The following is a 14,697-nucleotide window of genomic DNA, read 5'->3' as shown; positions in this document are numbered from 1 at the left end:
CGATCTCCAACGGACATAGGCCCAGCGCATCCTTCGGCAGCGGCTACAGTTCGCGGTGGGGCGCAGCGGTGCATGTCTGGGGGGGCTTGAGATCGAGCGCCGCCTGCGCGGCGCATCGCGGCCAAGGCCGGCTCCTACATCTATTGCAACGTGCCATTGCCTGACATCGCGGTGTCGCTAGCCCGCGTTCGATGGTGAAACAAAAAAGCCCGCACAAGGCGGGCTTCTTCACAAGACTGGTCGGGGAGACAGGATTCGAACCTGCGGCCTTCTCGTCCCGAACGAGACGCGCTACCTGGCTGCGCTACACCCCGATATAGCTGATTCTATTCCAAAACCTGCGCTCGGCAAGCTGGGGCACGCCGGCCGGGCGTGCCCTTGGGGTCAGGCCGTCACAGCTCTTTGACGGTGCGCACCTGGTCCTTGTTGATGCGGGTTTCCTTGCCGTCCAGTTGCTTGATTTCGTAGAAGCCCGAGTCTTCGTCGTATTTTGGCGTGTCCACCGCCTGGATCTCGCGCCCGTCGTTGAGGGTGATGACCGTGGGCGAGGAGCAACCCGCCAGGGTGGCCAGGCCCATTGCCAGGAGCAGAGCGGGAAGGGTCCGTTTAGTCATTGTCTGTTTCTCCAAAGGGGGACGATTGTTCCATGTACAAGGTTTGAGACGGTTGTACCCGAGGCGAGTTCCATTTTTTTGACGCCGTCAGGCGTCGCCCAGCAACTGCGGGGTATTGAGGTTGGCCAGCCGTGGGTCGGCGGCCGGGCATTGCAACGCCTGGGCGTGCAACGCCAGCATGACCTGGCGCGGGCTGCGCTCGCCGGCCTGCCAGGCTTGCTCGAACGCCGCCGTGTGGGCCACCGGGATCACGCACAGCAGCGGCTCCCAGTGCTCGCCCTGGCGCACCATCAATGGTTGCAGCGGGTGTGCGAACGCCTGTTGCAGCATGGCGTGCAGCAAGGTGCTGTCGATGCCCGGCACATCGCAGGGCAGCACCAGCAGGTGGCTGTGCCGTGCGGCGGCAAGGCCTGCGCGAATACCTGCCAGGGGGCCGGGGAAGTCGACGCTGTCGTCGCCCACCAGGCGGTCGGCGTAGGCGGCGTAAATGGCCTGGTTGCGGTTGCAGGAAATGATCAGGTCGTCGCCCAGGCCGCGTACCCGGGCGTGCAGGTGGGCGATCAGCGGCTGGCCGCGCCAGGGCAGCAGGCCCTTGTCGCGGCCGCCCATGCGCTGGCCGCGGCCACCGGCCAGCAACAGGACGGAACAGGCGGGCAGGGCAGTGTCGGGCATCGCAGGTCTCGGTCTTCAGATGAGGGCTGCTGTGATATAACACTGCCTATTCCTACACACAACCGGACGAGCCCTGATGAAAGCCAAGGCTGATGTACCTTTTGTGCCGCTCAATATTGCGGTGCTGACTGTCAGTGACACCCGTACCCTGGAAACCGACACCTCCGGGCAAATGTTCGTCGACCGCCTGACCGCCGCCGGCCACCTGCTGGCCGAGCGCGTGCTGCTCAAGGACGACCTGTACAAGATTCGCGCGAAAGTCGCCCACTGGATCGCCGAAGACGTGGTGCAGGTAGTGCTGATTACCGGCGGCACCGGCTTCACCGGCCGCGACAGCACCCCTGAAGCGGTGGCCTGCCTGCTGGACAAACAGGTGGACGGTTTTGGCGAACTGTTCCGCCAGATCAGCGTGCCGGACATCGGCACCTCCACCGTGCAGTCGCGCGCCCTGGCAGGCTTGGCCAACGGCACCCTGGTGTGCTGCCTGCCGGGCTCCACCAACGCTGTGCGCACCGGCTGGGACGGCATCCTCGCCGAGCAGTTGGACGTGCGCCACCGCCCGTGCAACTTCGTCCCTCACCTCAAGCAGGCCGAGCCCTGCCAGTCCCGTGGCTGAGTTGGGCGCGGCGAAGCCGCTGATGCCGCTGGAGCAGGCGCTGGAGCGCCTGCTGGGCATGGCTGACCAGGCGCCGCTGCGCGAAACCGAGCGCGTGGCCCTGGCCGACGCCGATGGCCGGGTGCTGGCCACCGACCTGATCTCGACCCTGGACCTGCCCCCCTGGGCCAACAGCGCCATGGACGGTTACGCCCTGCGCCTGGCCGACTGGAACGGCGAGCCGTTGCCGGTGAGCCAGCGCATTCAGGCCGGGCAGATGCCGACGCCGCTGGCCGCGGGCACCTGCGCGCGCATTTTCACCGGCGCGCCGGTACCGGCGGGCGCCGACTGCGTGGAAATGCAGGAGAACGCCGACGTGCTGGACGACGGCCGCGTGCGCTTCACCGAAGCGCTCAGCTTGAACCAGAACATTCGCCCCCAAGGCCAGGAAACCCGCGTGGGCGAACAGGTGCTGCCGGCCGGCACGCGCCTGGGCCCGATCGAACTGGGCCTGGCCGCGTCCCTGGGCCATGCCCAGCTGGACGTGGTACGGCGCGTTCGCGTGGCCGTGCTGTCCACCGGTGACGAGTTGGTAGACCCGGGCCAGCCGCTGGCGCCCGGGCAGATCTACAACAGCAACCGCCGGCTGCTGGTGAGCTGGCTGCAGCGGCTGGGTTGCGAGGTGATCGACGCCGGCATCCTGCCCGATGACCTGGCCCGCACCCGCGCGCGCCTGGCCGAGCTGGGCCAGGCTGAACTCATCCTGTCCACCGGCGGTGTGTCGGTAGGCGAGGCGGATTTCCTCGGCGTGGCCCTGCGCGAAGAGGGCGAGCTGGCGCTGTGGAAACTGGCGATCAAGCCCGGCAAGCCGCTGACCTTCGGGCATTTCCGTGGCGTGCCGGTGATTGGCCTGCCGGGCAACCCGGCCTCCACCCTGGTGACCTTCGCGCTGCTGGCGCGGCCGTACCTGTTGCGGCGCATGGGCGTGGCCGACGTCGCGCCGCTGGCCTTCGACGTGCCCGTGGGCTTTACCTGGGCCAAGCCCGGCAACCGCCGCGAGTACCTGCGCGGGCGCCTGGAGAACGGCCGCGCGGTCATCTACCCGAACCAGAGCTCCGGGGTGCTGCGCAGCGCTGCGTGGGCCGAGGGCCTGGTGGAAGTGCTGGAAGGCCGCACCCTGGTCGAAGGCGACATGGTGCGCTTCATTCCCCTGAGCGAAGTGCTGGCCTGAATTAATTGTTACCGGCCTCGGCCCCGTGTGCGCTAATCTTCAACACGCTGTACCGCACATCGGGTGTCGTTGTCGGCAGGCCTAGCCCTGCACCGCCAATGGCCGCTACAAATGGACTTGGCAATCACGTGGGGATATGGCCATGACGACTTTGAAAGTAGCGTGCGTGGTCCCAACCTACAATGGTCAAAGGGATCTGCAACGTCTGTTGGATTCGCTGGGTAGCCAGACGATTGATTTCGATACCCTGATCGTCGATTCCTCCTCCAGCGACGGCACCACCGAACTTGGGCGCGAATGCGCCGACCATTTCCTGTTGATCCCCAGCCGCGAGTTCAACCACGGTGGCACCCGCCAGCGCATGGTCGAGCAGTTTCCCGACTACGACGTGTACGTGTTCATGACCCAGGACGCCTACCTGGAAGACCCCCAGGCGCTGGCGCGTATCGTCGCGCCGTTCGCCGACGACAGCGTGGGCGCGGTGTGCGGGCGGCAGCTGGCGCACAAGGACGCCAACCTGTTGTCGGCGCATGCGCGGCAGTTCAATTACCCGGCCACCTCGCAGCTCAAGAGCATGGCTGACGTCGACCGCCTGGGCATCAAGACCTGCTTCATGTCCAACTCGTTTGCCGCCTACCGCCGCAAGGCACTCATGCAGGTGGGCGGTTTTCCGTTGCACGTCATTCTTTCCGAGGACATGTACGTGGCCGCGCGCATGCTGGTCGCTGGCTGGAAAACCGCCTACGCGGGCGACGCCTGCTGCCGTCATTCGCACAACTACACCCTGGCCGAGGAGTTCCGCCGCTACTTCGACATTGGCGTGTTCCAGGCCCGCGAGCCATGGATTCGCGAGCAGTTCGGCGGGGCAGGGGGCGAGGGCTTGCGCTATGTGAAGTCAGAGCTCAAGTACCTGGGGTTGCGCCGGTTCTGGCTGTGGCCAGGCTCGTTCCTGCGCAATGGGCTGAAGCTGCTGGCGTACAAGTTCAGCCAGCAGGAGGAACGCTTGCCGGTGAAATGGAAGAAACGCCTGGGCATGCACAAGCGGTATTGGGACAGCCCTTACGCCTGAGCACGGCGCCCCCCGGCCTGCGGCCGGTGCTACAGGGCGCGCCGTGGGTGCTTCAGGCGCGCGCCCAGGGCCGCAGCCACATCCCCAGCCCCACCAGCAGCATCAGCCCGCACACGCAGCTCACGCCCAGTTGCACCCACATGCCTGGCAGCGGATGCACCAGCAGCGCTGCCAGCAACATCGCCACTGCGCCCAGCAACCAGTGGCTACGCCACGGCAATTGCCCCAGCAGGGCCTGGCGGCGCATCAGCAGCACGCCAGTCAACAGCACGCCGCACAGCGCCGCCATGGCAATGCCGATCAGGCCGAAGGCCCACGGCAGCACGCCCAGTAGCACCGCGTTGAGCAGGCTGCCGATCAGTTCGCAGTTCAGCGGCATGCGTGTATCGCCTGCCGCGTAGGCATACCGTGCCAGCAGGGCGTTCCAGGCGCCGAACATCAGCGGCGCGCAGAACCAGGCCAGCAGTTCGGGCAGCGGGCTGCCCGCAGACTGGTTGGGTAGCAGCAGCGCCACCAGCGCCGCCGAGGCACCGATCAGGCCGGTGACGGCCGGCACGGTCAGCAGGGTGGCGCTGCTCAAGCCCTTGCGCAGCAGTGTCAGGCGTTGCTCGCCGGCGCTGCCGCTCATCAAGCCCAGCAGCACCTGGTTGAGGCTCATCAGGGCAATCAGCGGCAGGTTGATCAGCTTGCGTGCCAAGTTGATCCAGGTCACCGAGCCCTCGCCCAGCAGCGACGCCACCATGCGTTCCAGCAGGGCCAGGCCTTGGCTGGCGAGGTTGCTGCTCAGCAGCGGACCGACGCGTTGCAGCAGTTCCTTTACCGCCCCCGGTGCCTGTTCACGCTGCCACGGCCGCCAGCCATTGCGCAGCAGCGAGGGCGCCAGCACCGCCGGCATCAGCCAACTGCCCAGCACGCAGGCGCAGGCCATGCCGGTGGTGGTGGCGTCGTGACGCAGGATAGCCAGGTACAGCACCGGCGGCAGGTTGAACAGCAGCGAGCCCAGGCCCGCCAGCACGAAGCGTGAACGCGCCTGCAGCGGCACGCAGAACAGCGCATGCAGCAGGAAGCCCGGCGCGCACCAGGCCAGCCAGTGCAGGGAGCCGGCGGCGCGCACATAGCCTTCGCTGTCCAGCCCCGGGCCAATGGCCCGTACCAACAGCGGTGCGGCCAGGCTCAGCACTACGGCCAGCAGCAGGCCCAGCAGCAGCATGCGTGGCACCAGCGCGCCCAGCCAGGCGCGCTGGCCGTCACTGTCGCGCTGCTGGAACAGCGGCAGCGCGGCAGCGCTCAACAGGCCGGCGGCCAGCGCCATGCGCAAGGCTTCGGGCAGGAACAGCGAAACCAGGAAGGCGTCACTCTGCCCGCCCGCGCCCCAGGAAGCCACCAGCAGCCATTCGCGGGCAAAGCCTGCGGCCAGGCCAGTCAGCGTCGCCAGGGTCAGCCACAGCGTCGATCCGAACATGGGTTATCTCAGTGGAACAGGGTGAACAGGCCTTTGCCGCCCACCTTGTAATTGAGGTTGCGGCAGCGCTCGCCCTTCACCTCGGCGTTCGGCCCGCCAACGATGGTGTAGGGCGCCACGGGCTTGCTGACCACGCAGTTGCCGCCAACGATGGCGCCCTCGCCAACGTGGGCGCCGAACGACAGCAGCGCGCGGCTGGCGATCCAGGCGTAGTCATCGATGTACACCGGCCCGCCCACGGCCCAGAACTCCGGCGCCTGGGTGTCGTGGCCGCCGGCGATGATCAGCACGTGCGAGGCGATGGTCACGTGGTTGCCGATGATCAGGCCGCCACGGGCATCGAGCTGGCAATGCCAGCCCACGGTGCTGTCGTCGCCGATGCGCAGGCTGTCGACGCCCAGCACTTCGGTGTTGCGCCACACCGAGGAGCCCTTGCCGATCTTCGCGCCCCCCAGGCGCAACCAGGCCAGGCGCACGGTATGGCTGGGGATCTTGCAGATGAGGATGTTGTAGGCCTGCTCCCAGGTGCGCAGCATGCGGTCGCGCAGGGTCGCCCAGTTCTTGCCGTACAGGGGAATCAGCGCGCCTTTCATTTCCCGCCCCAGCACGGCATAGAAGCGCCGTGCCAGCGGGTTCTCGATACGCGGTTCAATGTTTACGTAGCTGATGAAGGTGAGGATGTTGCCCTTCAGCGGTTGTTCGAAAATGACCTCGTTGGCCAGCATCCATTCATAAGCACTTTCCAGTTCTTCCAGGCTGACACCCAGCTTGGTGGCGTACTCGGGCAGTGCCTGCCGCAGATTATGGGAGTGAAGCAAACGATGTCTCATAGGCGACTTCCAACAGGGACGGGAGCAATGGCAGGTGCGGCGCGCAGCCGCTGGGCTTCATGCAGGTTGAGACCCAACAACAGCCAGAACAGTGCGACCAGCACCATGGTAAAACTGAAATAGTGGTCGAACAGGCCGCTGACCAGGGCGGCCAGCAGGCCTACCAGGGTACCCAGCCAGATCGCGTTGTCGTGGGTCAGCACCAGGGTCCTGGTGGTCGGGCCGCTGGCCTTCCACCAACTGCGGATCACCACCAGGAACATCACCAGGCCGATCACGCCCACTTTGTAGATGTAGTTGAGGTACAGGTTGGAGATACCCCACAGGGTGGTGCCGGGCACGGGCGGGTCAACCTTGAAGCCGATGCCCAGCGGGTACATGGCCATGGCCCGGGGGAAGTTCGAGTATTCGTCGAAACGCACCGAGGTACTGGCGTCGTTGCTGGAGAATAGGTCCAGCACGCGGTCCTGCAACGGCGGGTAGAACATCAGCAGCAGGGCCGCGCCCACCAGCCCCACCATCAGCGCGCGGCCGGTGTAGGGCAGGCGTTTGCGCGCCAGCCACATCAGCACCAGCACCAGGCTTACCAGGGCGCCACGTGAACCGGTCAACAGCAGGCCGAACATGCCCAGCAGGGTCACCGCGATGCCCAGGGCGCGCGGCCAGCCACGCCGGGTAAGGCCGAAGCAGGCGGCCAGCGGCACCAGCAGGGCCATGGCGCCGCCGGTGATGTTGGGGTGGGTCCAGGCCGAGGCCATACGGCTGCTGAGGCCGGCCAGGCCTTCACTCAGTTGCTCGACCGAGCCATAGCCCAGCTTGCCGAGGATGTCGGTGAGGGTGGCGGGGGTGCTGTCCTTGAGGTACACCGGAATCGCCAGCAGCAACAGGAACAGGGTGCCCAGCAGCAGGCCGATGACCAGTTGCTCGCGTTTTTCCCGGGTGTCCAGCAGGCGCGGCACCAGGAACAGCGTCGACAGGTTGAACAGCCAGCGCACCCAGTTCACCGGGCCGTTGCCGGCAGCATCAATGACAATCTGGCCAACCACGAAGGGCAGGGCGGTGAACAGCATGAACGCCACCACCATGCGCTCGGTGTGCAGCATTTTCGGTGCCCGGTGCATCTGGCCGAACAGGTGCTGGGCCATGACACTGGCCCACACCAGCATGATCAATGCCTCCGACACCGTGGTACGAATACCGACGTTGACCGTGGTATACGGCAGGAACGTCGCCACCACCGCAAACAGCAGCAGGCCCCACAAGGGCTTGCGGATGATGGTGAGGATGGCGGCGATGCCGATCATCACCGCCAGCACTTTCGGCGCGGGCAGCAGCCAGGCCAGCACGCCGAAGGTAATGCTGACGATCAGGGCGAGCGGAAAGGCCAATGGCATCAGCGCAGCTCCTCGAGCAATTGGTCAAAGCGTTTGTTGTACGCCTGCTCGCCGTAGCCGTCGGCCCAGGCCTTCAGCGCGGCGCTGTCGACCGGTTGCTCCTGGGCCAGGCTTTTCATCAGTTCCACCAGCGCACTCGTGTCGGTAGGCGAGAACCGCGGGCTGTCGGGCGGGGTGATTTCATCCAGCGCCGAGCCGTTGGCCACGGCCACCGGCGTGCCCTGGGCCAGCGCCTCGATCACCGGCAGGCCGAAGCCTTCGGCATAGGAAGGCTGCCATAACCGCGCGGCACCGGCGTACAGCGCGTGCAACTGGGCGTCGCTGATGCCGCTGACAAAGTGCATGCCGTGCAGGTGTTGTTGGGCCACGGGCAGGTGTTCGCGGGCGCCCACCAGTACCAGCTCCGGCACGTCCGGGTTCTGTTGGCGGGCCTGTTGCCAGGCATCGACGAACCAGGGGATGTTCTTGCGCGGCTCACGCGTGCCCACGGCCAGCCAGTAGCGTGGCGGCAGCTGCAGGTCAGTGATGTCGGCCAGTGCGTCGGTGTACGGCAGCACCAGGTTGGGCAGCACGCGCACCTTGTCGCGGGCCTGGGGGAACAGTTTCGTCACCTCGTCGGCGGTGTACTGCGACGGCACCCAGATGCGGTCGGCGACCTTCACCGACCAGCCAATCGACAGTTTGTCGGTGTAGCCGTACACGCGCGCTTTCAACTGCGAGCCGTGGGCGTTGGTCAGGGTCAGCTGGAACAGGTCGTGCAGCTGCAGGATGTATTTCATGCCTTCGGGCTTGCGCGCCAGCGGCAGGCCCATGTTGAAGTTGGCGATGTAGGTCTCGATGCCGGCTTCACGCAGGGAGCCGGGCAGGAACACGGCCTCGAACTTCAGCCGCTGGGGCAAGCGGTGCAGCCCGCTCAGCGGTGTGCCCCAGCGCGGGCAGTGGGCCTTGCGCCGAATGGGGTGGTCTTCGGGGGCTACGCTGAACAACTGTAACTGCACGTCCGGGTTGGCCCGCAGGGCCTGTTCCAATGCCAGGGTCTGGCGGCCGATGCCGCTGTTGGGGTAACTGGTGGCCGGGCGATAATCCAGTCCTATGCGCATACGCTGGTGTCTTCCATAGGTTGCAAAAGGCGAGAGTAAACGTGTTCCAGCTGGGCGGCGGCGACCGCCCAGTCGTGGTGGCCGCGCACGTAGCGGCGCGCGGCATCGGAAAGCTGTTGCAGGCGCGCCGGCTCACGCACGGCGTCGGCCAGCAGCCGGGCCAGGCCTTCGGCGGTTTCGCTGCCCAGGTATTCCTCGCCATGGCTGACCGCAAGGCCGGACACACCCTGGCCGGTGGTAACCACCGGCAGGCCGGCGGCCATGGCTTCCAGCACTTTCAGCTTCGAGCCGCCACCTTGGCGCAGGGGGGCGAAAAACACTGCAGTCTGTTCCTGCAGGGCACGCAGGTCGGGCACGAACCCCTGGAACTCCACCCTTGGGTCGGGCCAGCGTTGGCGCCATTGGGCGGGCAGGGCAAAGCCGCACACCGACAGGCGCACATCCGGGTTCAGCGCCCATACCTTGGGCATGATTTCATCCAGCGCCCACTCCACCGCGTCCAGGTTGGGGCTGTATTCGTAGTTGCCGATGAACAGCAGGCGCTGGCTGTTGAAGTCCGGCTGCACCGTGGCGTAATGCGGGCAGTCGACGCCGTTGACCACTACCGATGCCTGGCGCTGGAACAGCACCTGCATCTGCTGCGCGTCGGCCTCGGTCACGGCAACCAGCTGCGCGGCCTGGCTGAACACGCGCTTTTCCCAGCGCCGGTAGCGCCACTGGTCGAAGGCGGTGAACGGCTTCATCCAGCCCGGCAGGCGGTCGTAACTGGCCGCGCCGAGAGCCGACTCGATGTTGTGTTCGGTCAGCAGGAACGGCTGTTGGTGGCGCTTGAGGGCGGCCTCGTAAGGCTGGAAGCTGTAGCTGTGCTCGATTTGCACCACGTCCCAGGGCGTGGCCAGCAATTGGTCGAAATAGCGCGACAGCTGCGGGGCCAGGCCGTTGATGCTGGCCAGCATCGGGTAGGGCGCGGCCAGCACCGCCAGCAAAGTCTTGAGGCTGCGCAGCGGGCGGCGCGGCAACACGATCAGCTGCTCCAGGAACGGCTCCAGCGCGTTGCGGGTGGCCTGGTCGACTTCGGTCTTGGACTGCACCAGCAGGGTGATGCGGTGCCCACGGGCGGCCAGGCTGCGCAGCAGGTGGTATTGGCGGGTCTTGCCGCCGCTGGTGGTAGGCCAGGGCAAATAGGGCAGTGTCCAGAGAATGCGCATTCAATCGTCCTTGTTACCAGACCAGCATTTGCAGGCTGGTCTTGAGCGGAACACTGATGCCCTGGTCGTTGGCCAGGGTGGTGCTGGTGCCCTTGAGCGGGTCGAACAGCGTGGCGGCGGTCACTGAAGGCAGGGTAACCGAGCTGCCCGAGGCACTCCACAGCAGCCACAGGTGGCGGCCGTCGGCACGGGTCCAGGCCACGTTGAACAGGTCGCCGGGGCCATTGGTGTAGGCCGGTGCATCCGCCGGTTCCAGGCGCGCGCCGGTTATCCCGAGGAAGTTCTTCAGGGCCGTGTAGACGGGCTTGGGGTTGCCGTCCAGGTCCACCAGGCCGTAGTACTGGTCGCGGGCCGAAGCGCGGGCGTCCAGGTCGTTGAGGTTGAACAGGAAGATGCGCTGGTAATCCATCGCACTCATCAGCGCCAGGCGGCGCAGGGTGTAGTCGGCCTGGCCGTCGACGCCGATCACCGCCTGCATTTCCACCGGCCCCGCGTAGCTGGACCAGCCCCATTCGGTGGCCCACACCTGGGTCACGCCCTTGGCGTGCAGCGCGCTGTTGAGGTAATTGCCCCGCTGGATGAAGTCCTTGGCGGTGGTGTCATCGCCCTCGGGGTATTCGGAGTAGGGGTGGTAGGCGGCGATGATGTCTTTCGAGGCCAGGCCCTGGGTCAGCAGGTCGGCCAGCATCAGGCCGTCGGTGCTGTGCATCTGGCTGTAATAGGCCATGCCGGCGGTGGCGATGGGCTTGTCCGGCACGGCCTTGCGAATGGCAGTGGCGGTGGTGAACAGCAGGTTGCCGTAGGCGCTGGGGTCTTCCTTGGGCAGCCAGACGATGTTCGGCTCGTTCCACACCTGCCAGGTGTTTACCTGCGGGTAACGCTTGGCAAGCATGGTCATGCGGTCAGCGAACACACTGTAGTCGGTGGGCGGGTACTGGTCGGTGCTGGCCGCGCCGGCGGGGGCGCTGCTGTCGAAGCTGGCCGAGCCCACAAGGTAAGCCAGAATGTTGTACTTGTGCTGGGCCATGGCGGTCATGGCGCCGTCCAGGGCGGTAAGCGAAAGATTGCCCTGGGTGGGCTCGATGATCGGCCAGTGGATGGTCAGGCGCACCCAGGTCAGCCCGAGGGCGTCCAGGGCGGCCATCTGTTTCTGGTAGACCGCGGGGTCGAAATACTCGAACTGCGCGTTCACGCCCAGGAAGTCACTCCATGTGACCGCTCGCGGACCCTTGAGGGAGACGTCTGCCTCGGCCTTGTCGCTCCAGGGCAGGGTACTGAACGCCACGGCGGCGCACAGCAGCACAGGTATCCATACGATTGGCTTCTTCCACATGATCAGCGGCCTCCACAGGCTTGCTCGAACATTTGCACGAAACGCCCGGCCGTGAGTGGCCAGGTACGTTGGCTGCCGATCAGGCTGGCGTGCTCGGCCCAGCGAATGGCCAATTCAGGAGCAGCGCACAGGTGACTCAATTCCGCGGCCAGGGCGGGTACGTTGCCCTGGGGGTAGATGACGCCGTTGTCGTGCGCCACTTCCTCGGCGAACGAACGGGCGTCGGAAGTAATGGCGCCACGGCCGCAGGCCACCGCCCACGACAGCGCGCCGCTGGTGCCGCGCAGGTTGCCCAGCAGCTTGAGCTTGCTGGACTCGCGGTAGGGCAGCACCATCACGTGGTGCGCCTGGATCACCGCCGGGATGTCCGCAGCCGGCAGGTCCAGGCCCCATTCGATGTTGTCGCTGAGCTGCAACTGGCTGATGCGCTGGCGCAGCTGGTCGAGGTAGCTGCCCGAAGGCCCGAAGGCCATTTCCGGCTCGCTGCCGCCGGCCAGGGTCAGGCGGATGCGCTCGCGCAGCGCCGGTTGCTGGCTGAAGGTCAGGGCCAGGGCGTCCAGCAGGTCCTCGATGCCCTTGCCGCGGTAGATGAAACCGAAATACAGCAGGCGCAGGGGTTCCAGCGGTGGCAGCGGCGCAGGCGCGATGACCAGGTTGCCGTGGGGGATCACCACCATCTGCTCGGGCTTGAGGCCCATGCGCTGTTTCAGGCACTGGCTGCCCGACTGGGTCAGGGTCACCAGGCGGGTCAGGCTGCGCGCCAGCAGGCGCTCCTCGCGCAGGCACAAGGGGTCGGCCAGCACCGTGGCCACCTGCGGCAGCGGGTTGGGCATGCCCGCCACCATCGACAGCGGCCAGGGCAGGTGTTCACGGCGCCACACCAGGCGCTCCGGGTCGTGCACGGTGGCGGTCAGCGGCAGGCGCGGGAAGCGCTCGCGCAGCACCCGCAAGCCGTTGAATTCAGCCAGGCGGCCGCCACCGATCTCGGCATGCACCAGGTCAATGCCTTGCCAGTCGAACGCCTGCAACGCTTCCTGGGTGCGTTGCACGTCGTTGCCCAGGCCCGCCAGCGGCGTGCTGACGGTCACGCCCTGTTGCTCCAGGGCGTGCTTGAGGTGCCCGGCGTAGTCGGCGATGCCGTTCTGTTCCGGTGGCAGGGGGGCCAGCAGGGCAATGTGCATCAGGCATGGCTCCGGATGCGCGTCATGAAGTTCAGCACCTTGGCTGGAATCTCGAAGCGACGACGGTTGATGATGATGCCGTCCACGTGCTTGAACGCGGTGTTGAGGATGGTCACGGCATTCTCCAGCACCGGCACGGTGGTCTTCTCGGCTTCCACGATCAGGGCGATCAGGTCGGCTTCGCGCAGGGTCACGAAGGCTTCCTGGTTGGAGAAGAAGCCGCCGGCGTCCAGCAGCACGATCTCGCCCGGTTGCGCCGGGGTCTCACCGTTGACGCGCACGTTGTGGCCGCGGTCTTCCAGCAGCTTGCGCAGGTGCTCGATGACGAAGCTCACGCCTTCGCCCTTGCGGGCCGAGGTCAGGCCGATGCTCAGGCCGCTGCCCGCCACCTGCTTGAGCGGCAACAGGCCGTACAGGCGGTACATGCTGGCAGTGAAGGCGCTGACGCGTTGGGCGTCCTGGGCGCTGATGTCCTGCAGGCTGGTCCACACCTTGATGCCGAAACGCTCCTCGATCTTGTCGCCGTCGTGAATGCGCTGGTCCAGCAGGTAGAAGAAGTACAGCGCCAGCAGGCCCACGGCCAGGCTGATCGGGATGGCGAACAGCAGCATCAGCAGGCTTTTCGGGAACACGCGGCTGGGGTTCAGGGTGGCCTGTTCGATGACCGCGATGTTGCTGATCTGGCTGGCGTCCAGCTCACGGTCGATGCGGGCTTTTTCCAGGCTGTCGCTGTACAGCGCGAAGCTCTTCTCGGCAGCGTCCAGTTCCAGCTGCAGTTGCGACAGCTCCGGTTCCAGGCCCACGGCCTGGGTACGGTCGGTTTCCAGTTTCGCCAGCTGTGTTTCCTGCTGCGCGGCCTGCGACTTCAGGCGGCTGAGGCTGGCAGCCTGGTCGGCGTAGCTGTTCTGCAGGCGGGTGTAGATGGGGTTGGGCGCCATGTTCTGCGAGCGCTGCACGGTGGCGGTCTCGCCGTTCATCAAGGCTTGCAGGTTGCTGATGGCGGTGTTGATCGCACGTACCGGCGGTGCATCGTCCTTGAAGGTGCGCAGCAGTTCCTGTTTCTCGATCTGCTTGGTGTTGATGCGCTGGCTCAGGTCTTCGCGGTCCGGGTTGCGGGCAATCTCGCGGGCAATGCTGATTTCCTTGGGAATGCCGTTCATTTGCTGCTTCAGCACGTCCAGCCCGGCCTGGGTGGAGGCGATGGAGCGCAGGGTGTTCAGGCGTTCGCCCTTGAGGTCGTTGAGGTTGCGCGACACATCGTTCAGGCGCTCGGTGATGCTTACTGCACCCAGTTGGTCGAGCAGGGTCTGGATGCGTTTCTTGGTGTCCAGGATGCGCTGCTGGGTAGCCTTGCTCTCGCCTTCATAGAAGGAATAAAGGCTTTTGCGGCCCAAGGTGCGCGTGCGTTCTTCCTGGTACTTCTCGATCCAGTTCTTCACCACGGTCTGCGCCACTTGCGGGTCGCTCCAGGTGAAGCTGACTTCCATCACCGAGGAACCGGTGGCGTGGGTCACGGTGAAGTTCTTCTCAAGCTGGGTGGCCAGGCGCTCGACCGGCGTCTGTTTCTCTACCAGGCCCAAGGCCTGCAGGAACCCACGGCCAATGTCGGCCAGGCTCTGCACGGCGCCTTTCACGGCGTACTTGATGCTGGCGACCACGCCTTCCTGGTGCGGCTGGCGGGACTGGTCGTCCAGGTACTGCTCGGCTACCAGGCGGGTGATCGGGCGGCCGGTGAGCATGCGCTCCTCGTCGGCCACCGGGTCACGCTGCAGCGGGATCACGGCGGTCTGGCGGTCGCTCATCTCGATGGGCAGGGTGCTGTCGCGGCCTGGTTTTACCAGCAGCAGCGCAGTGGACTCATAGCGGTTGGGCAGCAGGAAGGCGCCCAGCAGGATGACCACGAAGGTGACCGCTACAGTGATTTTCACTTCACGCTTGAAGATGAAAAACAGGCGCAGCAAATCGCGGAAGGAACGGATATTGATCATGTCTGTTGTCCTGGTCCGTG

Annotated in this window: 13 protein-coding genes and 1 tRNA gene; 3 read left to right on the top strand and 11 right to left on the bottom strand. The window is 65.9% G+C overall.

Going from position 1 to position 14,697, the window contains the following annotated elements; all coding sequences use genetic code 11:
* Positions 1 to 237: 237 nt before the first annotated feature.
* From AC0SZ7_RS19980 to mobA, 3 genes are all read right to left on the bottom strand, one after another.
* Positions 238 to 314 (bottom strand) — tRNA-Pro (locus tag AC0SZ7_RS19980).
* A gap of 78 nt (positions 315 to 392) precedes the next feature.
* The gene (locus AC0SZ7_RS19975) at positions 393 to 614 is read right to left on the bottom strand and encodes a YgdI/YgdR family lipoprotein (protein ID WP_475506007.1); all 222 of its coding nucleotides are present in this window, start codon (positions 612 to 614) and stop codon (positions 393 to 395) included.
* 87 nt (positions 615 to 701) lie between these two features.
* Positions 702 to 1,286 (bottom strand): molybdenum cofactor guanylyltransferase MobA, encoded by a 585-nt coding sequence (gene mobA, locus AC0SZ7_RS19970; protein WP_475506006.1) that lies wholly within the window; start codon positions 1,284 to 1,286, stop codon positions 702 to 704.
* Positions 1,287 to 1,362: 76 nt separating this feature from the next.
* Between mobA and moaB the strand changes: the two genes are divergently transcribed.
* From moaB to AC0SZ7_RS19955, 3 genes are all read left to right on the top strand, one after another.
* On the top strand, positions 1,363 to 1,902 hold the full coding sequence (gene moaB, locus AC0SZ7_RS19965) for a molybdenum cofactor biosynthesis protein B (protein ID WP_027978453.1): 540 nt from the start codon (positions 1,363 to 1,365) through the stop codon (positions 1,900 to 1,902).
* A 22-nt stretch (positions 1,903 to 1,924) separates the two neighbouring features.
* On the top strand, positions 1,925 to 3,112 hold the full coding sequence (locus AC0SZ7_RS19960) for a molybdopterin molybdotransferase MoeA (protein ID WP_475506058.1): 1,188 nt from the start codon (positions 1,925 to 1,927) through the stop codon (positions 3,110 to 3,112).
* Positions 3,113 to 3,254: 142 nt separating this feature from the next.
* On the top strand, positions 3,255 to 4,181 hold the full coding sequence (locus AC0SZ7_RS19955) for a glycosyltransferase family 2 protein (RefSeq protein WP_475506005.1): 927 nt from the start codon (positions 3,255 to 3,257) through the stop codon (positions 4,179 to 4,181).
* A gap of 52 nt (positions 4,182 to 4,233) precedes the next feature.
* Here AC0SZ7_RS19955 and AC0SZ7_RS19950 read toward each other — a convergent pair whose 3' ends face one another.
* The 8 genes from AC0SZ7_RS19950 to AC0SZ7_RS19915 are packed head-to-tail and all read right to left on the bottom strand — an operon-like array spanning position 4,234 to position 14,677.
* Entirely contained in the window at positions 4,234 to 5,643 is a 1,410-nt protein-coding gene (locus AC0SZ7_RS19950; RefSeq protein ID WP_475506004.1) for a lipid II flippase MurJ, read from the bottom strand.
* An 8-nt stretch (positions 5,644 to 5,651) separates the two neighbouring features.
* The gene (locus tag AC0SZ7_RS19945) at positions 5,652 to 6,473 is read right to left on the bottom strand and encodes an acyltransferase (RefSeq protein ID WP_475506003.1); all 822 of its coding nucleotides are present in this window, start codon (positions 6,471 to 6,473) and stop codon (positions 5,652 to 5,654) included.
* Positions 6,470 to 7,867, bottom strand: coding sequence for an O-antigen ligase family protein (locus AC0SZ7_RS19940; protein WP_475506002.1), 1,398 nt, complete (start codon positions 7,865 to 7,867; stop codon positions 6,470 to 6,472). The genes AC0SZ7_RS19945 and AC0SZ7_RS19940 overlap by 4 nt, the downstream gene beginning before the upstream one ends.
* The gene (locus tag AC0SZ7_RS19935; RefSeq protein WP_475506001.1) at positions 7,867 to 8,967 is read right to left on the bottom strand and encodes a glycosyltransferase family 4 protein; all 1,101 of its coding nucleotides are present in this window, start codon (positions 8,965 to 8,967) and stop codon (positions 7,867 to 7,869) included. The genes AC0SZ7_RS19940 and AC0SZ7_RS19935 overlap by 1 nt, the downstream gene beginning before the upstream one ends.
* Entirely contained in the window at positions 8,958 to 10,175 is a 1,218-nt protein-coding gene (locus AC0SZ7_RS19930; protein ID WP_475506000.1) for a glycosyltransferase family 4 protein, read from the bottom strand. The genes AC0SZ7_RS19935 and AC0SZ7_RS19930 overlap by 10 nt, the downstream gene beginning before the upstream one ends.
* Before the next feature lie 13 nt (positions 10,176 to 10,188).
* Positions 10,189 to 11,508, bottom strand: coding sequence for a cellulase family glycosylhydrolase (locus AC0SZ7_RS19925; protein ID WP_475505999.1), 1,320 nt, complete (start codon positions 11,506 to 11,508; stop codon positions 10,189 to 10,191).
* A 2-nt stretch (positions 11,509 to 11,510) separates the two neighbouring features.
* Entirely contained in the window at positions 11,511 to 12,689 is a 1,179-nt protein-coding gene (locus tag AC0SZ7_RS19920) for a glycosyltransferase (RefSeq protein ID WP_475505998.1), read from the bottom strand.
* Entirely contained in the window at positions 12,689 to 14,677 is a 1,989-nt protein-coding gene (locus tag AC0SZ7_RS19915; protein WP_475505997.1) for a lipopolysaccharide biosynthesis protein, read from the bottom strand. Before AC0SZ7_RS19915 ends, AC0SZ7_RS19920 begins: the two co-directional genes overlap by 1 nt.
* Positions 14,678 to 14,697 lie beyond the last annotated feature (20 nt).

The sequence above is a fragment of the Pseudomonas sp. JC1203 genome (genome assembly GCF_056175065.1).
The sequence above is the reverse complement of the archived record's forward strand: the minus strand, read 5'-3'. Positions and strand labels throughout refer to the sequence as shown.